The sequence below is a fragment of the Sphingobium sp. FW305-3-2-15-F-TSA7 genome (genome assembly GCF_058787155.1).
On the sequence record NZ_JBYSZM010000009.1, the window covers coordinates 128442 to 151228 of the forward strand.

A 22787-nucleotide genomic window follows, 5' to 3' on the forward strand; every position below is an offset into this window, starting at 1 on the left:
GGTGCGCGAGAATCCCGATCGTCGTCGCCGAGAGGCTTGCGGCGTCCGTCCGCAAGGGGCCATAGCGCGCGGATGTCCAAGGTTCGCATCCTCGTCGACGCCGATGCCTGTCCGGTGAAGGACGAGATCTATCGTGTCGCCTGGCGGCTCGATGTGCCCGTCACCATCGTCAGCAACGCGCATCTGCGCGTGCCCGATCACCCATTGATCGCGCGCATCGTCGTCAGCGACGGCTTCGATGCGGCGGACGACTGGATTGCGGAGGCGGCTGACGCGCTTGCGCTGGTGGTGACGGCCGACATCCTGCTCGCCGATCGCTGCATCAAGGCCGGCGCGACGGTGATCGCGCCCAATGGCAAGCTGTTCACCGCCAACTCCATCGGCGGCGCGATCGCCACCCGCGCGATCATGGCGGATCTGCGCGCCGGCGCCGGTGCCAATATCGGCGGCCCGCCGCCCTTTTCGAAGGATGACCGTTCGCGTTTCCTGCAGGCGTTGGACACCGCGCTCGTACGATTGAATCGCAGCGCAGGCGGTTAATCGCGGCCTGGCACTTCCCGCAACGCAGCAAATCGGCTATGGGCGCGCGCTGAAACGCATTCCCAAGCATCGGAACAGTCAATGAGCCTCCGTAACGTGGCCATCATCGCGCACGTCGATCATGGCAAGACCACTCTCGTCGATCAACTCTTCCGCCAGTCCGGCACGTTCCGTGACAATCAGCGGATCGAAGAGCGCGCGATGGACTCGAACGACCTCGAAAAAGAGCGCGGAATCACGATTCTCGCCAAGTGCACTTCGATCGAGTGGGACGACCATCACGGGCACAAGACCCGCATCAACATCGTCGACACGCCCGGCCACGCCGATTTCGGCGGTGAGGTGGAGCGGATCCTCTCGATGGTCGACGGCGTGATTCTGCTGGTCGATTCGTCGGAAGGCGCGATGCCGCAGACCAAATTCGTCACCGGCAAGGCGCTGGCGCTGGGTCTGCGCCCGATCGTCGTCGTCAACAAGATCGACCGTGCCGACGAACGCACTCAGGAAGTGCTCGACGAGGTGTTCGACCTGTTCGTCAGCCTCGACGCCACCGACGAACAGCTCGATTTCCCGGTGCTCTTCGCCTCGGGCCGCAACGGCTATGCCAGCGACGATCCGCTGGCGCGCGAAGGTACGCTGACCCCGTTGTTCGAGAAGATCGTCGAGCATGTGCCGGCACCTTCCGCCGATCCCGATGGTCCGTTCAAATTCCTCGTGACCTTGCTCGATCGCGACAATTTCCTCGGCCGCATCCTCACCGGCCTGGTCTTCTCCGGTTCGGTGAAGACCAACATGCCGATCCACGCGCTCGATCCCGAGGGCAAGGTGGTCGAGACCGGCCGCGCCTCGAAGATCATGGCGTTCCGCGGCCTGGAGCGCGTTCCGGTCGACGAGGCGAAGGCAGGCGACATCATCTCGATCGCCGGCCTCACCACCGCGACCGTCGCGAACACGATCGCCGATCCCTCGGTCAGCGATCCGCTCCACGCCCAGCCGATCGATCCGCCGACGCTGTCGATGCGCTTTGCGGTCAATGATTCGCCGATGGCGGGCCGCGAAGGCACCAAGGTGACGTCGCGCATGATCCGCGACCGCCTGTTCCGCGAAGCCGAATCGAACGTCGCGATCAAGGTGACCGAAGCCGAGGACAAGGACAGCTTCGAAGTCGCCGGCCGCGGTGAGCTCCAGCTCGGCGTGCTGATCGAGACGATGCGCCGCGAGGGCTTCGAACTCGGCATCAGCCGCCCGCGCGTGCTGTTCCGCGATGGCGAGACCGGTGGCCGCGAAGAGCCTTATGAAACCGTCGTGATCGACGTGGACGAGGAATATTCGGGTACGGTCGTCGAGAAGATGTCGATCCGCAAGGCGGAACTGACCGATATGCGCCCCTCGGGCGGCGGCAAGACGCGCATCACCTTCTCCGCGCCCTCACGCGGCCTGATCGGCTATCATGGCGAGTTCCTGTCCGACACGCGCGGCACCGGCATCATGAACCGGCTGTTCGAGAAATACGGGCCGTACAAGGGCAATATCGAAGGCCGCGCCAATGGCGTGCTGATCTCGAACGGCGCGGGTGAGGCCAATGCCTATGCGCTCGGCCCGCTCGAGGAGCGCGGCATCCTCATGGTTGGCGTCGGCGAAGCGCTGTACGAAGGCATGATCATCGGTGAGAATGCCAAGCCGGAAGACCTTGAAGTCAATCCGATGAAGTCCAAGCAGCTCACCAACTTCCGGGCGAGCGGCAAGGACGATGCGATCCGCCTGACTCCGCCGCGCAAGCTGACGCTGGAACAGGCGATCGCCTATATCGACGATGACGAGATGGTGGAGGTGACTCCCAAGTCGATCCGCCTGCGCAAGCGCTACCTCGATCCGCACGAGCGCAAGCGCGCCAGCCGGGCGAAGCAGGCCGCCTGAGGCACAGGCACATTCCGCAGCATCGTGGCCGACCCCCGGTCGCGATGCTGCCAGGGATCCATCGGCGCGATCAGTAGCGCCAGCCCTCCGGATGCGGCGTGACCGATCCGCCGAGGTCGATCATCACTTCGTCGACATAGCACCAGCCCCAGGGATCGGGCGGATCGTAGCTTTCCATGACCGGATGGCCGGTTTCGTGGAAATGCGCGGTCGCATGCCGCCCCGGCGACTGGTCGCAGCAGCCGACATGGCCGCACACGCGGCAGATGCGCAGATGGACCCAGCGGCCGCCCTGCGCCAGGCATTCGGCGCAGCCGTCGGTGCCGGGCGTGACGTCGGCGAACTGATCGAGATGCGTGCAGCCGGACATGGCATGAGCGTCGCGCAATGCCCGCTCGATTGCAAGGCACCGGATCGTTAGGCTTCCTGGGATGAGCGAATCGATCCAGCGCGACCCCAGCGACCCGCTTGCCCGCGAGGCCCAGACATTTCCGGTGCTGCCGGCCGAAATGATCACGCGCATCGCGCCTTTTGGTAAGGAGGAGGCGGTCGGCGACGGTGAATATCTGTTCCGGCGCGGCGACCGGACCAGCGAATTCTTCGTCATCCTCGACGGCGGCGTGAATGTGTTCGACCATGACGATTGCGGCACCGTCCGTCTCGTCGTGTCGCATCGCGCCGGCCAGTTCACCGGTGAAGTCACCATGTTCAACGATGCCAAGGTGCTCGTCTCCGCCCGTGCGGCCGGCGACACCCGCGTTCTGCGCGTGGCGCGCGCCGATTTCCGCCGGCTGATCACCGCCGAGCCCGATATCGGCGAAATCATCCTGCGCGCCTTCATCCTGCGTCGCGTCGCCCTCTTGTCGCAGGGGCAGGGCGGGGTGACTCTGGTGGGCCCCGGCCATTCGGCCCAGATGGTGCGCCTGAACGGCTTCCTGACGCGCAACGCCTATCCTCATCGGACGATCGACACCGAAACGGACGACGAGGCCGCACGTTTCCTCGCGCATTTCGGCGTGGGCGCCGACGAATTGCCTGTGGTGATCTGCGACGGCAGGGTGCTGCGCAATCCGAGCAACCATGCGCTCGCCGATTGTATCGGCATCGCCATCCATATCGACCCCGATCACATCCATGACGTTGCGGTGGTCGGCGCCGGGCCGGCCGGTCTCGCCGCCGCCGTCTATGCGGCTTCGGAGGGGCTGGAAACCGTCGTGATCGAGGGCATTGCGCCGGGCGGGCAGGCAGGGACCAGCTCCAAGATCGAGAATTATCTGGGCTTCCCCACTGGCATATCCGGACAGGCGCTGGCCGGCCGGGCCCAGGTTCAGGCGCAGAAATTCGGCGCGCGGCTCGCCGTTTCGCGTGAAGTGACCGGGCTCGAGTGCACCGGCGAAAGCGAACCCTATCGCCTTACCTTGGCCGACGGCGCGACCGTCCGCGCGCGTGTCGTGGTGGTCGCGACCGGTGCGCGCTACAGAAAACTCGAACTGCCCGACTATGCGCGCTTCGAGGGTGCGGGGATCCATTATGCCGCGACCGCGATGGAAGCCGGGCTGTGCGCCGATCAGCCGGTCGTCGTCGTCGGTGGCGGCAATTCCGCCGGCCAGGCCGCGATGTTCCTCTCCCGCGCGGCGTCGCATGTGCACATGCTGGTCCGCGCGCGCGGGCTGGCGGAAACCATGTCGAGCTATCTGATCGATCGGATCGTGGCGTCTGACCGGATCACATTGCACACCCATTGCGCGATCACCGAGCTTCACGGCGATCAGTCGCTCGACATGGTCACCTGGTGCGACAGCCGGACGGGCGAGGCGAGGGCACAGCCGGTCGGCGCGCTCTTCGTCATGATCGGTGCGGTTCCCAGCACCGACTGGCTGGGCGATTGCCTCGATCTCGACGATGCTGGCTTCGTCTGCACCGGTGATGGCGGATCGCCTTATGCGACGACACGCCCGGGGATCTTCGCGGTCGGTGACGTCCGCTCGGGTTCGGTCAAGCGCGTGGCGTCGGGCGTGGGAGAGGGATCGGTGGTCGTGCAGGCGATCCATCGGCATCTGGAATCGGTTGGTCGTTAGAGCCTTTTTCGACAGGTTGGAATCGCCCCTTGAACGCAAGAAATGCTCTTAATTCAATATCTTGAGTGATTTTTGGCCGAGATCTTGCCATCATGCGCCTTGGCGATGCCACGCGTGATCGCCAGCCCAGGCCCAATTCCCCTGGTTTCTCGGCTGCGCGAGGGTTCCGCGCGAACGAAGGGCTGACGGAAAGCGCGGCGCGGATGCCCGGCCCGTCATCGTCGACCGCCACGTGCCTCCGGCCATAGACGGCCGGCTTTCGACATGTTTCAGCATGTCGCGACCCCCAATTCCTGTCGTCTCGATGAACATCTCATTTGAAACCGGTTCAGGTCGCCGCGCGTAGGGTCAGCATGATCCGGGCGTCGTGTGCTGAGTCGGGCCGCGACCCTGCGAGAGCGGACGGAAAGGAGATACGAGATGAACAGCCTGATTGTGAAAGTGACGTCGGTCGCGCTTGGCGCGGCGACGCTCGCGATGACCGCGACGCCGGCCGAGGCGCAGCGACGCTATGACCGTTATGACCGCTATCACCACCGCGATCGCGGCGGCGCGGCGATTGCGGCCGGTGTCGCCGGGCTGGCCATCGGTGCCGCACTGGCATCGAACAACCGTTACGATCGCGGCTATTATGACCGCGGCTATTACTACGACCGGCCCTATCGCTACCGCGACCGTTACGACCGATATGATCGCTACGATCGATATGACGGCTATTATTACGATCGGCCCTATCGCTATCGCGGCTATAACCGCGGTTGCTACACCCGCCGGGTCTGGGATCCCTATTATGGGCGCCGCGTGCGCGTCCGTTACTGCCGTTGAGGAGATTGGGCGTCCGCTGGTCGGGCGCCCAATTCTCCATCCCCGCGTCCGTCCTGCTCCCTGGGCGGACGCGGCACTGTTCGCGATGCGATGATTTGGCGATTCAAATCGCTGCGGCCACGCTCTACACAGGTGTTTCGCCAGCGTTTTCGAGGGAGCACCGATGCAGCCCGTTATCCAGAGCCTGATCGCGGGCCTGCCCGTCTTCCTCCTTCATCTCGGCGTTTCGCTTGCCGTCTTTCTGCTCGCGCTTTTCGTCTATCTCTGGCTGACCCCGCACAAGGAGATGGAACTGATCCGTCAGGGCAACAGTGCCGCGGCGGTTTCGCTGGGTGGCGCGGCGCTTGGGCTGGCGACCCCGATGGCCTTCTGCCTCAGCAACTCGATCAATGTCTGGGATATCGTGATCTGGGGCGTGGTCACGCTGTTCCTGCAGGTGCTGGCTTTTCGCGCCGTCGATCTCGTCCTGCACCAGCTTCCCAAACGCATCGAGCACGATGAGCTGTCGGCCGCGATCTTCCTCGCATCGATGAAGATCGCCGTCGCCATGCTGACTGCCGCCGCCGTTTCTGGCTGATGGCATCCGGCCGGCGCGGCGGCTGCGCCTTTCCCATCCTGCTCGGATTGTTCATCGCAGCTGTCCTGACCTTCGATGGCGGACGCGATGCGCCGGGTGTCGAAGTGCGCCGTCCGGCGATTCCCGAGGCGGATGTCGACGGCAACATGCCTGTCGTTCCGCTGCCCGACATGGCGCCCCAATATGGCATCGAGGATCCCGGTCCACCCCGCGACAGCCAGGGAACCGCCTTCGCGATCGCGCATGACGGATTGTGGCTGACAGCTGAGCATGTCGTGAAGGGCTGCAACCTGATCGGCCTCGCCACCGCACCCGATCGCGCGGAACGCGTCGATCGGGTGGTGGCGAGCGCGGTGAGCGATGCGGCGATCATTGCCGACGGATTGCCGAGCGCCGCGGCACTCCCACTGGCAAGTGACCTCCCTCGCCGCGGCGACGACGGCTATCATATGGGGTTTCCTGCCGGTCGCCCCGCCGTCGTCCATAGCCGCTTCATCGGAGAGGCGAATGCCGTGCGCGCGGGCGGTGCGGCGCAGCCGATCCTGGCCTGGGCGGAGATCGACCGCATGCCCGCATTCGATCATACGCTGGGCGGCATCAGCGGTGGGCCGACGCTCGATCGCATGGGGCGTGTCGTGGGGATCAATTCGGCATCGAGCGACCGGCGCGGCCGCGTACTCACGACCCATCCGGCACAGGCTATCAACCTCGTCCGTGCGGCACGTGCGACGGCGGAGCCCGATCCGGTCGCACCGATCGGCGACCCGGCGGCGGCCATGGCGCGTTTCGTCGCGCTCGTCCGCGCCGGTGCCATCCGCCAGGTCTTCTGCGAAGTCACCGGCTGATCATCGAGACGTCGCGGCGTTGCCGCGATCCGGTCATCCACGCGTCACCTGTGCGTCCTCACGTTGCAATGCAGCATCATTAAGTCCCCCCTGGCGCCGTCCTGGCGCTCAAAAGATCAAAGGGGACAGTCGTGATGATTTCGCCAAAGGCTCAATTGCGGTCGACCATCGCGCTCGCGCTTTGCCTGACGTCCGTGTCCGCATTCGCCCAGGATGCGCCGGCCGCTGCGGCCGACGACGACGGCACCGACATCATCGTCCTCGGCACGGGACAGGCGCGCCAGGTCCAGGAACTCGGTCATGATGCGATTGCGGTCGATACGCCGGGCATCAGCCCCTTGAAGGCGATCGACAAGCTGCCGGGTGTCAATTTCCAGGCGGCGGATCCGTTCGGCGCCTATGAATGGTCCGCGCGTATCTCGATCCGCGGCTTTTCGCAGCAGCAGCTCGGCTTCACGCTCGACGGCGTGCCGCTCGGCGACATGAGCTATGGCAATCACAATGGTCTGCATATCAGCCGTGCGCTGATCAGCGAGAATGTCGGCCGGGTCGAAGTGGCGCAGGGCGCCGGCTCGCTCTCCGCCGCCTCGTCGAGCAATCTCGGCGGCACGATCGAATTCTTCACCCGCGCGCCCCGCACGGAATTCGGCGTCGAGATCAATGTCACCTATGGCAGCGAGGATACCAAGCGCGGCTTTGTCCGCATCGACAGCGGAGAGATCGTCCCGGGCGGCCTGCGCGGTTTTGTCAGCTATGCCTATCAGGATGCCGACAAATGGAAGGGTGACGGCATCCAGCGCCAGCATCAGGTCAATGCCCGGCTCGAGCAGCCGGTGGGTACCGGCCGGGTCTTCGGCTTTCTCAACTATTCGGATCGCCGCGAGAATGACTATCAGGATCTCAGCCAGGGGATGATCGGCCGGCTCGGCTATGACTGGGACAATTTCGCCAAGAACTGGGACCTTGCCGTCCGCGTCGCGCATATCGGCAACAATCGCGGCGATACCGGCGTGCCGCCGACCAATCCGGGTGCGGGCACCGTCTATCCCACGCTGGTCGCGACCGTCGACGATGCCTATTATGACGCGGCCGGCCTGCGCCGCGACTGGCTGGCCTCGGTTTCGACATTCCGGTGAACGAGAACTGGTCGCTCAAGGCGACCGGCTATTATCACGACAATCAGGGTGTGGGCATCTGGTATACGCCCTATACGCCCACGCCGGGCGGCGCGCCGATTTCGGTACGCACCACCGAATACGACGTCCAGCGCTATGGCGTCGTTGCGTCGACCAGCGTCACTTTCGGTGCGAACACTGTCGAAGCCGGCCTGTGGTATGAAGACAACGACTTCAACCAGGCGCGGCGCTTCTACGGGCTCGACAACACCACCGGCGCGCCCAGCCGCCGCAGCATCGATTATCCCACCAATCCCTTCTTCACGCAGTGGGAATTCGATTTCTCGACCAAGACCTTCCAATATCACGTCCAGGACACGCTCGATCTCGGCGATTTCAAGATCAACGCGGGCTGGAAGGGGCTGCGCGTCCGCAACGAGGCCGTGCCGGTCGTTGCCGGCGGCCTCGCTTCGGGCACGATCAAGGCCCAGGACTGGTTCATGCCGCAGGCAGGCCTGCTCTATCGGCTGAATGCCGATAACGAGCTGTTCGCGAGCTACACCCAGAATATGCGCGCTTATGCGTCCTCGGCGACCGAAGGGCCGTTCGCGACCACCCAGGCGGGCTTCAAGGGGCTCGACCTGAAGCCCGAGACCTCGACCACCTATGAGCTTGGCTTCCGTACGAAGAGCCGCGTGTTCCAGGGGCTGATCGCGGGCTATTATGTCGACTTCAAGGATCGCATCATCGCCTTCGCCAATGGCTCGGGCATTCAGGGCAATCCCGCGATTCTGCAGAATGTCGGCGATGTCCGTTCCTGGGGCATCGAGGCGGCAGGCACGTTCCGGGTGACCGACGCGCTCTCCCTCTTCGCATCCTATGCGTACAACGACTCCGAATATCAGGATAATGTCGTGAATGCGCAGGGAACGATCATCGCGGCGACCGCCGGCAAGACCGTGGTCAATTCGCCCAAGAGCCTGGCCAAGGGTGAGATCAGCTGGGACGACAAGGCGTTCTTTGCACGGCTGGCGGCGAGCTACACGTCGAAGCGCTTCTATTCGTACGAGAATGACGCGGCCGTCAACGGCTTCGTCGTGTTCGATGCGAGCCTGGGCTATCGCTTCACCCAGGGCATATTGAACGGCTTCACCATCCAGGCGAACGCGACCAATTTGTTCGACCGCAAATATGTCTCGAGCATCGGCACCAACGGCTTTTCGAACCGGGGCGACAGCCAGACTCTGCTGGCCGGCGCGCCGCAGCAATTCTTCGTGACCGTGAAAGCCAGCTTCTGAGCAGCTCCCATTGACGATGATGGCGCCATCCCTCTAGAGCCTTTCCCGTCAGGGCGGAATCGCCCTGACGGATCAGAAAGGCTCTCGTATCCATATCTTGAGCGCTTGCCGGCCGAAAAACCGGTTCCCACTTTTTCGGGAAGCGCTTTAGGGATCGCGCCATCATCTCATCGGGAAAATATGCAGTGAGCGACACCCCTCCAGACCGCCTGTCGGTCGATCCGGATAGCCCCCATCATCAGGCGGAGCTGCTTCAGCGCGGCATCGGCATCCGCTTCAAGGGGGTGGAGAAGACCAATGTCGAGGAATATTGCATTTCCGAAGGCTGGATCCGCGTTCAGGCCGGCAAGACCCTCGATCGTCGCGGCAAGCCGCTGACGATCAAGCTGAACGGTCCGGTAGAGGCATGGTTCGAGGATAGCGATCAGGCCGAAGACGCCGGAGCGGCCGAAGGCTGAACGCGGCGGAATCGAAAAGGCCGCGGCTTTTGCGCGGCCCTATGGCTTAGGTGCTTGTTTTACAGCGATCTTGGCTGCGCTGGTTGACGGCCCGAGCGGGCAGGCAATCCCGCCTCAACCGTAGAAAAAACCCCACGAAAGCGGACCTCATGCTTGCCGTAATAGCGGGGGCTCGGGCGAAGCAGGTCCCGCTTTCGCGGGGAGGACGGTCCGGATCAGTTCCGGAGGCCGTCGATCAATGTGGCGATGCTCGCCAGCCGGTTTTCGGCGAATTGCTGCTTTCTGGCGGTGGGGGCGGCGTCGCCCTCATCCTCTTCCGCATAGATGAAGCCGTAAGCGGGATAGGCGGTCAGGCCGAGATCGCCCATCGGGGCGTACCAGACCTTCACCTTGCTCCAGTCGCCGGCTTCGGAAACGTCGATCGCGCGCACGTCGCGTTCGATTGCGCCGCCGCGCGACCAGTTGGCATGGGTCAGCCGGACTTCGCGATCGGAGATGATCTTGCTGACCATCGCGACATGGCCGACGCGCATCTTGCCGTAGGATTTCAGCGCGAGCACCGAGCCGATCTTGGGTTCATGGCCGCGCTCATATTTGCCGGCCGCCTGGTCCCACCAAGTGTTGGCATTGCCGCGGATCTGGATTCCGGAAACCTCGCGCGCATAGGGCGCGCACTGCCAGAATTGTGCGAAAGCGGGCGAAGCGGCCGCGAACGTCGCGCCGAAAACAGCCAGTGCGCCAAGAAGCGCCTTTGCAGCCCGCGATGTCATCGAATCCCCCTTGGCGTCCCGTGGATCCTGCTTGCCGGGAAGATCGCCGGGAGAAAATAGGGGCGGGCGCCGAAACGCCCCGGCTTGCGGCGAGATGTTGGGAGTCCGGGATGAGCGGCCGGAACGCAGGCGGCGATGGCGATGCGTGGGCTCCACCGACCGAACATTCAGTCTCGATCAAATCTGCACGGTTTTGGTGCAACATTGCCGGGATTGGCACCGGGATGGAGGGGGCGCGGCTTGCAACGTCCGGGAAAGCCGATCATTTTCGCGCCGAGTCATTGGGGGAATCATGTACGTCAGGGCAGCCATCTTCTTCGCGGCGATGCCGATCGCCGGCGCGGCCTGGGCCAGCGATGCACCGCTCTATCAGCCGGCCCCGAGCTGGATCGTGCCGGCGCCGCCGATCGACACGGCGATGGCGCCGGCCGATGGCTCCGCGCTGTTGATGTTCGACCAGCAGCTTCGCCTCGCCGATGGCGGCCGCTGGATCTATGTCGAAAGTGCGATGCGCGCGGTGTCCGCGGAAATGCTGGGGCAGATGGGTACCATCACTTTGCCCTGGCATCCGGCCAAGGGGGATCTGATCATCCATCGCGCGGAGATCCTCCGCGCCGGCGAAACCGTCGACCTGATTGGCAAGGGCGCCAAATTCACCGTTCTGCAGCGCGAACAGCAACTCGAGCGGCAGACGCTCACCGGCATTCTGAGCGCAACGATGGCGATCGAAGGGCTCCGTGTCGGCGACATCGTTCGCCTGTCCTTTTCGGTCACGCAAAAGGATCCGGTTCTCGACGGCCGGATGGAGGCGAGCACGATGCTGCTGGCCGACCCGGTGCGCGTACAATTTGGCCGGGTCCGCATGATATGGCCGGCATCGTCGAAAATGGCGTTCAAGGCCTTTGGAACGCTGCCGGAGGTCAAGCCCGTTCGCAAGGGTGAGTATCAGGAGATCGCGATCGCATTGCCGCTCGCCAAACAGCCCGAGATGCCGGCCGATGCCCCGCCGCGCTTCGCCCGCCCGCCGATCCTCGAGGCGAGCAGCTTTGCGAATTGGGAGGATGTTTCGAAGACCGCCGCGCCGCTTTACCGCACCGATGGGCTGATTGTGCCTGGCACTCCCCTGGCCGGCGAGGTTGCGAAGATCGCTTCGGCGCAATCGGATCCGCGCCAGCGCGCCGCGGCGGCGCTGCGACTGGTTCAGGATCAGGTCCGCTATCTCTTCCGTGGCATGGATCAGGGCAATTACGTGCCACAGACGCCCGTCCAGACCTGGGATCTCCGCTATGGCGATTGCAAGGCGAAGACGCTGCTGCTGCTCGCCATTCTCCGCGCGCTCGACATTCACGCCGAGCCGGCGCTCGCAAGCCTTGGGCTGGGCGATTGGGTGCCCGATCGGCTGCCGTCGTTCGGCGCCTTCGACCATGTGCTGGTGCGTGCCGAGATAGACGGCAAGACGCTCTGGCTCGACGGCACCGGATCGGGCAGCCGGTTCGAGGATCTCGACGATACGCCGCCGCTGCGCATGGTATTGCCGCTGCGCGCGGAGGGGGCGGCGCTGCTTCCGGTTCCGACACGCTCGAAGGCGCGCGCCGATGTGCTGGTCGACCTGGAACTCGATCAATCGGCGGGGATCAGCTTTCCGCCGCCCTTCACGCTTTCGATGACGGTGCGCGGCCCGGTGGCGGACATGCTGCGAATGACCTCCGCCCAGGCTGGAACCAAGGGATTGAACGAGGCCGTGTCCGGTCTTGTGAACGGCTATGTCAACGGCGGTGCGGTCGTCACCCGTTCGGTGACGTTCGACGAAGCCGGCGGCGGCGCGAAGGTGGAAGCGACCGGCCTCGCCAATCTCAATTGGCGCAAGGAGGATGAGCGCTATCAGATCGTGCTCGACAAGGCGGTCGGCGCGATCAGCTTCGAACCCGACCGTAACCGTCCGGCATGGCAGACAGTGCCGGTCGTCGTGCCGCAATTTCCATCGCAGCTTATCCGAACCCGGCTGCGCCTGCCCGGCGGCGGCAAGGGTTTCGAACTGCAGGGCGATGCGAAGCTCTCCGAGATGCTGGCGGGTATCGAGCTTGGCCGGACATCAAGCCTCGACGCGGATTGGGTGACGGTCGAGGAACGGATCGCGCCACGCGATACCGAGGTCGCGGCAGACGCCGTACCGGCGATGCGCGAGCGCGTCGCCCAAGCACAGACCCGGCTGTTCAAGGCGGTTGCGCCCCAGGCCTATCCGGCACGCTGGCAGCAGGTGGAGGCGGCGAAAGCGACGAAGCGCCTGGATCCGATCCTGGCGCTTTATCAGAAGGCCATCGACGACGATCCGGACGAGGTCACCGGCTATCGCAATCGTGCGATCTTCCTGGCGGCAATCTATGAACGCCGCCGTGCGATCGCGGATATCGATCAGATCATCAAGCGCGAGCCGGATGCAGCCACCCATGCGTGGCGTGCGCGCCTGCTGACCGATCTCGGCGAGAAGGACAAGGCGCTGGCCGATCTCGAAACCGCCCGCAAACTCGATCCCGGTTCGGCGGAGGTCGTCGGTCAGTTCGCGTCGCTGCTGCAGGATAGTGGCCGTGGCGATGCCGCAATCCGACTGGTCGATGAGCGGATTTCGGTGGGCGGCAGCGACAAGCGCAATTTCATGGCGCTCAAGGCCGATCTTCTCGGCAGGCTGGGCCGTGTCGACGAGGCGGTGAAGATCTACGACACGGCGATCGCCGCCAGCCCGGGCAGTCCGGACCTGCTGAACGGCCGCTGCTGGCTGAAGGGAACGCGCAACGTGATGCTCGATACCGCGCTCAAGGATTGCACCAAGGCGATCGAACTGATGGAATCGCCCGCAGCGGCGCTCGACAGCCGCGCCATGGTCTATTTCCGGATGGGGCGGCTCGATGACGCACTCGCCGATCTGGATGCAGCCTATATGATCGACCAGCAGATTCCGGCGGTGATGTTCATGCGCGGCATCATCCGCGCGCGCGGCGGCGACAGCAGCGCCGCCCGGTCCGATCTCGCCGCAGCCCGCCTGCTTTCACCGCGCATCGACGAAATCTATGCGGATTACGGCATCAAGCCATAGTGCGCTTTGAACCTGGGGCGGCAATGTGCCGGCGAAGGGGCGATAGGCCGGGGGCAGTTCGCCGCGCGGTATATAATCGCCCTCGAACGTGGCGACGGTGGGATCGACGGTGATCTTTCGCCGGGCAAGTTTGGCAAGGAAGGAATCCATCGGCTCCTTCTTGAAATCGAGCGCCGGACCATAGCGATAAGGGCCGTAGAAACGCCGCCACCCGTTCGACTGGTCGATCACCGATTGTGGCATGCCCTGCATGATCACCCAGCAGCGCGAATGCGATCGGTTTCATGCGGCCATCCCGAATGTGCGTTGTGCGCATGTGGTGCCACGAAATGCACGCTTGTGGCAATCATCGCGCGGCGTCCGAGAGGTCCAAGGTGTGGATGCGTCTGCATCCCCGCACCTTGTATCACGCATGAAAAACCCCGCCGGATCGCTCCGGCGGGGTCTCTCATTTCACCCGAGGGTGCCGGGGCTTATGCCTCGGCGCCGTCCTCGCCATTGGTGTCGGCGACCACGACTGCCAGCGGATCGTCGCCGGTATCGGCTTCGACGGGCTGACGCAGCTCGGCTTCATGCTCTTCCGCCGCCGAATTGGGGGCGATCAGGCTTTCCTGCCAGGCGCGCTGGCTGGCGCGGAGCGCAGCGTCGCGGCTGGAGGCGGTGACGCGCAGGCGGTTCATGCCGGCGCCGGTACCCGCCGGGATGAGGCGGCCGACGATGACATTCTCCTTGAGGCCGATCAGCGTATCCGACTTGCCCTGGACCGACGCTTCGGTGAGCACCCGGGTCGTTTCCTGGAAGGAAGCGGCCGAGATGAACGAACGCGTCTGCAGGCTCGCCTTGGTGATGCCGAGCAGCACCGGCTTGCCCTGAGCGGGACGCAGCCCGTTGGCCAGCCTGGAGTTGATCTCGTCCATCTCCTCGCGATCCACCTGCTCTGCCGCGAGCAGGGTGGTGTCGCCGCCGTCGGTGATCTCGACCTTTTGCAGCATCTGGCGAACGATCACCTCGATGTGCTTGTCGTTGATCTTCACGCCCTGGAGACGATAGACCTCCTGGATTTCCGACACGAGATATTCCGCGAGCGCCTCGATGCCGAGGACCTCGAGAATGTCGTGCGGATCGGGCGAGCCGCCGATCAGATTGTCGCCGCGCTTGACGTAATCGCCTTCCTGCACGTCGATGACCTTGGACTTGGGCACCAGATACTCGACGACCTCGCCGCCATCCTCGGGCTGGATGCCGATCTTGCGCTTGGCCTTGTAGTCCTTGCCGAAGACGACACGGCCCGAGACCTTTGCGATGATCGCATTCTCCTTGGGCTTGCGCGCTTCGAACAGCTCGGCAACGCGCGGCAGACCGCCGGTGATGTCGCGGGTCTTGGCCGCTTCGCGGCTGACACGTGCGAGCACGTCACCCGCGCTCACTTCCTGTCCATCCTCGATCGAGAGCGTCGTGCCCGCGGTCAGCATGTAGCGGCCGGCCTCGCCCGATGCCGCATCGAGCAGGGTCAGGCGCGGACGCAGATCCTCTTTCGAACGGCTCGGCGCGCGATATTCGATCACGACGCGCTGGGTGATGCCCGTGGCTTCGTCGGCCTGTTCGGTCAGCGTCTTGCCGTCGATCAGATCCTGATACTTCACGATGCCCGGGTTTTCCGTGATCACCGGCATGGTGAACGGATCCCATTCGGCAAGGCGATCGCCCTTCGTGATCTTCGCCTTGTCCTCGACGAGCACATACGCGCCATAGGGCAGGCGATGGACCGCGCGCTCGCGGCCTTCGGAGTCGATGATCGCCAGTTCGCCCGAACGCGCCAGGACGACGCGACGCTTGCGCTGGTCGACGATCACGCGAAGGTCGCGATATTCGACGGTGCCGTCGGAAACGGCCTCCAGGTTCGACTGTTCGTTGAGCTGCGCCGCGCCGCCGATGTGGAAGGTCCGCATCGTCAGCTGGGTGCCCGGCTCACCGATCGACTGCGCCGCGATGACGCCGACGGCTTCGCCGATATTGACCGGCGTACCGCGTGCAAGGTCACGGCCATAGCATTTGCCGCACACGCCCTGCGTCGATTCGCAAACCAGCGGCGAGCGGATCTTGACCGACTGGACGCCGATCGCCTCGATCGCGGCGATCATCGCCTCGTCGAGCAGCGTGCCCTCGGCGATCAGCACGTCGTTGGTCTTGCTGTCGACGATGTCCTCGGCCGTGGTGCGGCCCAAGATACGCTCGCCGAGCGACGCGATGGTCGATCCGCCCTGCACGATCGCCTTCATGTCCAGCGCGCGTTCGGTGCCGCAATCATCCTCGATCACGACGCAGTCCTGGCTCACGTCCACGAGACGGCGGGTCAGGTAACCCGAGTTCGCGGTCTTGAGCGCGGTATCCGCCAGGCCTTTGCGGGCGCCGTGGGTCGAGTTGAAGTACTCAAGGACGGTCAGGCCTTCCTTGAAGTTCGAGATGATCGGCGTCTCGATGATCTCACCCGACGGCTTGGCCATCAGGCCGCGCATGCCCGCGAGCTGCTTGATCTGCGCGGCGCTACCGCGGGCACCGGAGTGCGCCATCATGTAGATCGCGTTGATCGGCTTCTCGCGGCCATTCTCGTCCTTCTTGACCGCCTGGATTTCCTTCATCATCGCCGCGGCCACCTGGTCGCCGCAACGGCTCCAGGCGTCGATCACCTTGTTGTACTTTTCCTGCTGGGTGATCAGGCCGTCCTGATATTGCTGCTCATAATCCTTCACGAGCTCGCGCGTCTCGTCGACCAGCGCGATCTTCTCGCCCGGGATGATCATGTCGTCCTTGCCGAACGAGATGCCCGCCTTGAACGCGTGACGGAAACCGAGCGCCATGATCGCGTCGGCGAACAGCACCGTCTCCTTCTGGCCGGTGTGGCGATAGACGATGTCGATGACGTCGCCGATCTCCTTCTTGGTCAGCAGGCGGTTGACGGTCTCGAAGGGCACCTTGTGGCTCTTCGGCAGCGTCTCGCCGAGCAGCATGCGGCCCGGCGTCGTCTCGAAGCGCTTGAGATAGCCATTGCCCTGCTCATCGGTCTGCGGAACGCGGCTGATGATCTTGGTGTGCAGCGTCACCGCCTTGGCGTTGAGCGCCTGATGCACCTCGGACATATCGGAGAGGAGCATGCCTTCGCCCGGCTCATTCTCCTTCAGCATCGAAAGATAATAGAGGCCGAGCACCATGTCCTGCGACGGCACGATGATCGGCTTGCCGTTCGCGGGCGACAGGATGTTGTTGGTCGACATCATCAGAACGCGCGCTTCCAGCTGCGCTTCGAGCGACAGCGGAACGTGCACGGCCATCTGGTCGCCGTCGAAGTCGGCGTTGAATGCCGAGCAGACCAGCGGGTGAAGCTGGATCGCCTTGCCTTCGATCAGCACCGGTTCGAACGCCTGGATGCCCAGACGGTGAAGCGTCGGCGCGCGGTTCAGGAGAACCGGGTGCTCGCGGATCACCTCGTCGAGGATGTCCCAGACTTCCTTGCGCTCCTTCTCGACCCACTTCTTCGCCTGCTTCAGGGTCATGGAAAGACCCTTGGCGTCGAGGCGGGCGTAGATGAACGGCTTGAACAGCTCGAGCGCCATCTTCTTGGGCAGGCCGCACTGGTGCAGTTTCAGCTCAGGCCCGGTCACGATCACCGAACGGCCGGAATAGTCGACGCGCTTGCCGAGCAGGTTCTGGCGGAAGCGGCCCTGCTTGCCCTTGAGCATGTCGGACAGCGACTTCAGCGGACGCTTGTTGGCACCGGTGATAGTGCGGCCGCGGCGGCCATTGTCGAACAGCGCGTCGACGGCTTCCTGCAGCATGCGCTTTTCGTTGCGGACGATGATGTCCGGCGCGCGCAGCTCCATCAGCCGCTTCAGGCGGTTGTTGCGGTTGATCACGCGGCGATAGAGATCGTTCAGATCCGACGTCGCGAAGCGGCCGCCGTCGAGCGGCACCAGCGGGCGCAGTTCGGGCGGGATGACCGGGATCACTTCGAGGATCATCCATTCCGGACGGTTGCCCGAATCGATGAAGCTCTCGACGACCTTCAGCCGCTTGATGATCTTCTTGGGCTTCAGTTCTGACTTGGTCTCGGCCAGTTCCTTGAGCAGGTCCTCGCGCTCGCCGACCAGGTCGAGCTCCTCGAGCATGCGGCGGACGGCTTCGGCACCGATGCCGGCGCTGAACGCGTCCTCGCCGAACTCATCCTGCGCGTCGAGCAGTTCGTCTTCGGTCAGCAGCTGGTATTTGTCGAGCGTGGTCAGACCCGGCTCGATCACGATATACGCCTCGAAATAGAGGACGCGCTCAAGCTGCTTGAGCTGCATGTCGAGCAGCAGGCCGATGCGGCTCGGCAGCGACTTCAGGAACCAGATGTGCGCGACGGGGGCGGCCAGCTCGATATGGCCCATGCGCTCGCGGCGGACCTTGGAGACGGTCACCTCGACGCCGCACTTCTCGCAGACGATGCCCTTGTACTTCATGCGCTTGTACTTGCCGCACAGGCACTCGTAATCCTTGATCGGACCGAAGATGCGCGCGCAGAACAGGCCGTCACGCTCGGGCTTGAACGTGCGGTAGTTGATGGTCTCCGGCTTCTTGATCTCGCCGAAGGACCAGGAACGGATGCGCTCCGGGCTGGCGATGCCGATCTGGATCTGGTCGAAAGTCTCGGGCTTCGCGACCGGATTGGCGAAATTGGTCAGTTCGTTCATGTTTCAGTCCCTTACGAAGGGTCAAATATCTGGGCGGTGGAAAGAGCGCCGCCCGTTTGCGGGCAGCGCTCCGTCCGTCATTCCGCGGCTTCGGCCAGGCCGTCTTCGCTGTCTTCGATGCTCTTCAGCTCGACGTTCAGACCCAGCGAGCGCATTTCCTTGACGAGAACGTTGAAGCTCTCCGGAATGCCCGCCTCGAACGTGTCGTCGCCCTTGACGATCGCTTCGTACACCTTGGTGCGGCCGACAACGTCGTCGGACTTCACCGTCAGCATCTCCTGCAGCGTATAGGCGGCGCCATAGGCCTGGAGCGCCCAGACCTCCATCTCGCCGAAGCGCTGGCCGCCGAACTGCGCCTTGCCGCCCAGCGGCTGCTGGGTGACGAGCGAGTAGGGGCCGATCGAACGGGCGTGGATCTTGTCGTCGACAAGGTGGTGCAGCTTCAGCATGTAGATGTAGCCCACGGTCACCTTGCGGTCGAACGCATCGCCGGTGCGGCCGTCGAACAGTTCGACCTGGCCCGACGGATCGAGACCCGCCAGCACCAGCATGTCGGACACGTCGGCTTCGCGCGCGCCGTCGAACACCGGGGTCGCCATTGGCACACCGCCGGTCAGATTGCCGGCCAGCTCGATGATCTGGTCAGGCGTCCGTGCGTCGATCTCGGCGTCGTAATGGTCGCCATAGACGGTCTTCAGCCGGTCGATCACCACCTGCGGGGCATTGCCCCCGGTGCCGTTCGGATTGGCTTCGCGCCATTGCTCCAGAGCACCGGCGATCTGCCGGCCCAGGCCGCGCGCGGCCCAGCCCAGATGGGTCTCGAAGATCTGGCCGACGTTCATGCGGCTCGGCACGCCCAGCGGGTTGAGCACGATGTCGACGGGGGTGCCGTCCTCGAGGAACGGCATGTCCTCCGCCGGCAGGATGCGGCTGATCACGCCCTTGTTGCCGTGACGGCCGGCCATCTTGTCGCCCGGCTGCAGCTTGCGCTTCACCGCGACGAAAACCTTGACCATCTTGAGCACGCCCGGGGGCAGCTCGTCGCCACGCTCCAGCTTCTCGCGACGGTCCTCGAACTTCTCGTTGATGACCTTGACCGCCTCGTCATACTGGGCCTTCACGGCTTCCAGATCGGCCTGGCGCTTGTCGTCCTGGACCGCGAACTTCCACCATTCGTGACGCTCGACCTCTTCCAGAAGCGACTCGTCGATCTCCGACCCCTTCTTGACGCCCTTGGGCGCCGCGGTCGCGACATGGCCGAGCAGCATTTCCTTCAGACGGCCATAGCTCGCCCGGTTGAGGATGCCGCGCTCGTCGTCCGAGTCCTTCTTCAGGCGCTCGATCTCCTCGCGCTCGATCGCCATGGCACGCTCGTCCTTGTCGATGCCGTGACGGTTGAACACGCGGACTTCGACGATCGTGCCGGCGACGCCCGGGGGCAGGCGCAGCGACGTGTCGCGCACGTCGGACGCCTTTTCACCGAAGATGGCGCGGAGCAGCTTCTCTTCCGGCGTCATCGGGCTTTCGCCCTTCGGCGTGATCTTGCCGACCAGGATGTCGCCCGGCTCCACTTCGGCGCCGATATAGACGATGCCGGCCTCGTCGAGGTTGCGCAGGGCTTCCTCGCCGACGTTCGGGATGTCGCGCGTGATGTCTTCCGGCCCGAGCTTGGTGTCGCGGGCCATCACCTCGAACTCTTCGATATGGATCGAGGTGAAGACGTCGTCCTTCACGATCCGCTCGGAGATCAGGATCGAATCCTCGTAGTTGTAGCCGTTCCAGGGCATGAACGCGACGAGCGCGTTGCGGCCCAGCGCCAGCTCACCGAACTCGGTCGACGGACCGTCGGCGATGATGTCGCCTTCGTTGACGATGTCGCCCACCTTCACCAGCGGGCGCTGGTTGATGCAGGTGTTCTGGTTGGAGCGCTGGAACTTCATCAGCGTGTAGATGTCGACGCCCGACTTGCCGGCGGCGACGTCGCCGGTCGCGCGGATCACGATACGGGTCGCGTCGACCTGATCGACGATGCCGCCACGCTTGGCGCCGATGGCGGCGCCCGAATCGCGCGCAACCGTCTCTTCCATGCCGGTGCCGACGAACGGCGCCTCGGCCCGGACGAGCGGCACGGCCTGACGCTGCATGTTCGATCCCATCAGCGCGCGGTTGGCGTCATCGTTTTCCAGGAACGGAATGAGCGATGCCGCGACCGACACGAGCTGCTTGGGGCTCACGTCCATCAGCGTGATGTGATCGCGCGGCGCCATCAGGAACTCGCCGGCCTCGCGGGCCGAGATCAGATCCTCGACAAAGCCATATTCGTCGTTCAGCTCGGCGTTCGCCTGCGCGATCGTGTGCTTCGCCTCTTCCATCGCGGAGAGATACACGACCTCGGTCGTGACCTTGCCGTCGATGACCTTGCGGTACGGCGTCTCGATGAAGCCATATTTGTTGACGCGGCTGAAGCTCGCCAGCGAGTTGATCAGACCGATGTTCGGGCCTTCCGGCGTTTCGATCGGACAGATCCGGCCATAATGGGTCGGATGGACGTCGCGGACCTCGAAGCCCGCGCGCTCGCGGGTGAGACCACCCGGCCCAAGCGCCGAAACGCGACGCTTGTGCGTCACTTCGGAGAGCGGGTTGGTCTGATCCATGAACTGCGAGAGCTGCGACGAACCGAAGAATTCGCGCACCGCGGCAACCGCGGGCTTCGCGTTGATCAGGTCGTTGGGCATGACGGTCGACACGTCGACCGAGCTCATCCGCTCCTTCACCGCGCGCTCCATGCGGAGCAGGCCGATGCGATACTGGTTCTCGAGCAGCTCGCCCACCGAACGCACGCGGCGGTTGCCGAGATTGTCGATGTCGTCGATCTCGCCCTTGCCGTCCTTCAGGTCGACCAGCGTCTTGACGACCGCCAGGATATCCTCGGTGCGCAGCGTCGTCACCGTGTCTTCGGCGTCGAGATCGAGGCGCATGTTGAGCTTGACGCGGCCCACGGCCGACAGGTCGTAGCGCTCGGGGTCGAAGAACAGGCCGGCGAACAGCGCTTCGGCGGTCTCGCGCGTCGGCGGCTCGCCGGGGCGCATGACGCGATAGATGTCGCTGAGCGCGTGGTCGCGATCCTCGGCCTTGTCGGCCTTCAGCGTGTTGCGGATCCATGGACCCGTGTTGACGTGATCGATGTCGAGCAGCTCGATGCGATCGACGCCGGCCTTGTCGAGCTTTTCGAGATTGTCGGGCGAAACCTCGTCGCCCGCCTCGATATAGATCTCGCCGGTCGCGTCGTTGACCAGGTCATAGGCCGAATAACGGCCGAAGATTTCCTCGGTCGGGATCAGCAGCTGCTCCAGCCCGTCCTTCTGCACCTTGTTGGCGGCGCGGGGGCTGATCTTCTGGCCGGCGGGGAAGACGACTTCGCCGGTCTTGGCGTCGACGACGTCGAATGCGGGCTTCTGGCCACGCCATTGCTCGGGGGTGAAGGGAATCACCCAGCCGCCCTCGCCGCGGACGAAAATCACCTTGTTGTAGAAGAAGCCGAGGATATCCTCGGAATTCAGGCCAAGCGCATAGAGCAGGGCAGTGACCGGCAGCTTGCGCTTGCGGTCGATGCGGACGTTGACGATGTCCTTGGCGTCGAATTCGAAGTCGAGCCACGAGCCGCGATAGGGAATGACGCGCGCGGCGAAGAGATATTTGCCCGAGGCATGGGTCTTGCCGCGGTCATGGTCGAACAGCACGCCCGGCGACCGGTGCATCTGGCTGACGATGACGCGCTCGGTGCCGTTGATGAAGAAGGTGCCGTTGCCCGTCATCAGAGGCATGTCGCCCATATAGACGTCCTGCTCCTTGATATCGAGGACCGAACGGGTCTCGGTATCGGCGTCCACTTCGAACACGATCAGGCGCAGCGTGACGCGCATCGGCGCCGCATAGGTGATGCCGCGCTGACGGCATTCCTCGACGTCGAACTTGGGGTCCTCAAGCTCGTAATTGACGAAATCCAGCTCGGCGGTGCCGGCGAAGTCGCGAATCGGGAAAACCGAGCGCAGCGTCTTCTCCAGGCCGGACACATAGCCGGTCTTGGGATCGGAGCGCAGGAACTGCTCGTAGGATTCGCGCTGCACCTCGATGAGGTTCGGCATCTGAATCACTTCGTGGATGTTGCCGAAAACCTTGCGGATGCGCTTCTTCGCGGTGCTCAAAAGGGGAGCTGCCTTGGTCGCCATGTCGGTTTTGCCCTATCGGTCGGTTGCGTCAGTCAAATTTCGGGCGCAAAAACGCCAAAAGCCGCAGTCTTTCTCTGGGAAAAACAGCAGCTTCAGCGTCCTGGAACCCCAGCCGATCTATTCGTCCGATGCGCTGCGCGACGACGCATCATTTCCCGAAAGGCTGTGGTGAAGAGGCGCGATATAGGAGCGGGGTGCCGTCATGTCAAACGGGCATGAATTTTCGGCCGGGCGTTGCCGGGGAACGGCCCGCCGCAGTTTCTGCGGCGAGCCGAGCCCGGACTTCCATGAAAATCATTGTTCCCCTGTCATGAAAC

The 22787-nt window shown here is 64.1% G+C and carries 15 protein-coding genes; 10 read left to right on the plus strand and 5 right to left on the minus strand.

The features are described from left to right. The first annotated feature begins 72 nt into the window (after positions 1 to 72). Both AC3WN8_RS09205 and typA read left to right on the plus strand, forming a co-directional pair. The gene (locus AC3WN8_RS09205) at positions 73 to 540 is read left to right on the plus strand and encodes a YaiI/YqxD family protein (protein WP_492669107.1); all 468 of its coding nucleotides are present in this window, start codon (positions 73 to 75) and stop codon (positions 538 to 540) included. Between the two features lie 81 nt (positions 541 to 621). Then, the gene (typA, locus tag AC3WN8_RS09210) at positions 622 to 2457 is read left to right on the plus strand and encodes a translational GTPase TypA (RefSeq protein WP_492669108.1); all 1836 of its coding nucleotides are present in this window, start codon (positions 622 to 624) and stop codon (positions 2455 to 2457) included. A 70-nt stretch (positions 2458 to 2527) separates the two neighbouring features. Here the strand turns inward: typA and AC3WN8_RS09215 are convergent, their stop codons facing one another. Beyond that, positions 2528 to 2845 carry a UBP-type zinc finger domain-containing protein gene (locus AC3WN8_RS09215; RefSeq protein ID WP_492669109.1) on the minus strand — a complete coding sequence of 106 codons (318 nt, stop codon included), beginning with the start codon at positions 2843 to 2845 and terminating at the stop codon, positions 2528 to 2530. Positions 2846 to 2888: 43 nt separating this feature from the next. Between AC3WN8_RS09215 and AC3WN8_RS09220 the strand changes: the two genes are divergently transcribed. From AC3WN8_RS09220 to AC3WN8_RS09250, 7 genes are all read left to right on the plus strand, one after another. Beyond that, positions 2889 to 4535 carry an FAD-dependent oxidoreductase gene (locus AC3WN8_RS09220; protein ID WP_492669110.1) on the plus strand — a complete coding sequence of 549 codons (1647 nt, stop codon included), beginning with the start codon at positions 2889 to 2891 and terminating at the stop codon, positions 4533 to 4535. Positions 4536 to 4955: 420 nt separating this feature from the next. Beyond that, entirely contained in the window at positions 4956 to 5360 is a 405-nt protein-coding gene (locus tag AC3WN8_RS09225) for a hypothetical protein (RefSeq protein ID WP_492669111.1), read from the plus strand. A gap of 163 nt (positions 5361 to 5523) precedes the next feature. Further along, positions 5524 to 5937, plus strand: a complete 414-nt coding sequence (locus AC3WN8_RS09230; RefSeq protein ID WP_492669112.1) for a DUF350 domain-containing protein — start codon at positions 5524 to 5526, stop codon at positions 5935 to 5937. Then, positions 5937 to 6782 (plus strand): S1 family peptidase, encoded by an 846-nt coding sequence (locus tag AC3WN8_RS09235; protein WP_492669113.1) that lies wholly within the window; start codon positions 5937 to 5939, stop codon positions 6780 to 6782. Before AC3WN8_RS09230 ends, AC3WN8_RS09235 begins: the two co-directional genes overlap by 1 nt. 134 nt (positions 6783 to 6916) lie before the next feature. Then, on the plus strand, positions 6917 to 7918 hold the full coding sequence (locus tag AC3WN8_RS09240) for a TonB-dependent receptor plug domain-containing protein (protein ID WP_492669173.1): 1002 nt from the start codon (positions 6917 to 6919) through the stop codon (positions 7916 to 7918). Next, the gene (locus tag AC3WN8_RS09245; RefSeq protein ID WP_492669114.1) at positions 7915 to 9195 is read left to right on the plus strand and encodes a TonB-dependent receptor domain-containing protein; all 1281 of its coding nucleotides are present in this window, start codon (positions 7915 to 7917) and stop codon (positions 9193 to 9195) included. The genes AC3WN8_RS09240 and AC3WN8_RS09245 overlap by 4 nt, the downstream gene beginning before the upstream one ends. Before the next feature lie 185 nt (positions 9196 to 9380). After that, the gene (locus AC3WN8_RS09250) at positions 9381 to 9653 is read left to right on the plus strand and encodes a DUF3297 family protein (protein ID WP_492669115.1); all 273 of its coding nucleotides are present in this window, start codon (positions 9381 to 9383) and stop codon (positions 9651 to 9653) included. A gap of 215 nt (positions 9654 to 9868) precedes the next feature. Here AC3WN8_RS09250 and AC3WN8_RS09255 read toward each other — a convergent pair whose 3' ends face one another. Further along, entirely contained in the window at positions 9869 to 10423 is a 555-nt protein-coding gene (locus tag AC3WN8_RS09255; RefSeq protein WP_492669116.1) for a CHAP domain-containing protein, read from the minus strand. A 292-nt stretch (positions 10424 to 10715) separates the two neighbouring features. On the opposite strand from AC3WN8_RS09255, the gene AC3WN8_RS09260 reads away from it, so the two are divergent. Further along, positions 10716 to 13514 (plus strand): DUF3857 domain-containing protein, encoded by a 2799-nt coding sequence (locus AC3WN8_RS09260; RefSeq protein ID WP_492669117.1) that lies wholly within the window; start codon positions 10716 to 10718, stop codon positions 13512 to 13514. Here AC3WN8_RS09260 and AC3WN8_RS09265 read toward each other — a convergent pair. The 3 genes from AC3WN8_RS09265 to rpoB all read right to left on the minus strand — a co-directional run bounded on the left by AC3WN8_RS09265 (position 13467) and on the right by rpoB (position 22470). Beyond that, complete coding sequence (locus AC3WN8_RS09265) at positions 13467 to 13766, minus strand: hypothetical protein (RefSeq protein WP_492669118.1); 300 nt, start codon at positions 13764 to 13766, stop codon at positions 13467 to 13469. The genes AC3WN8_RS09260 and AC3WN8_RS09265 overlap by 48 nt on opposite strands. 221 nt (positions 13767 to 13987) lie before the next feature. Continuing rightward, the gene (gene rpoC / locus AC3WN8_RS09270; protein ID WP_492669119.1) at positions 13988 to 18241 is read right to left on the minus strand and encodes a DNA-directed RNA polymerase subunit beta'; all 4254 of its coding nucleotides are present in this window, start codon (positions 18239 to 18241) and stop codon (positions 13988 to 13990) included. 77 nt (positions 18242 to 18318) lie between these two features. Next, complete coding sequence (gene rpoB, locus AC3WN8_RS09275; RefSeq protein ID WP_492669120.1) at positions 18319 to 22470, minus strand: DNA-directed RNA polymerase subunit beta; 4152 nt, start codon at positions 22468 to 22470, stop codon at positions 18319 to 18321. Positions 22471 to 22787: the final 317 nt, after the last annotated feature.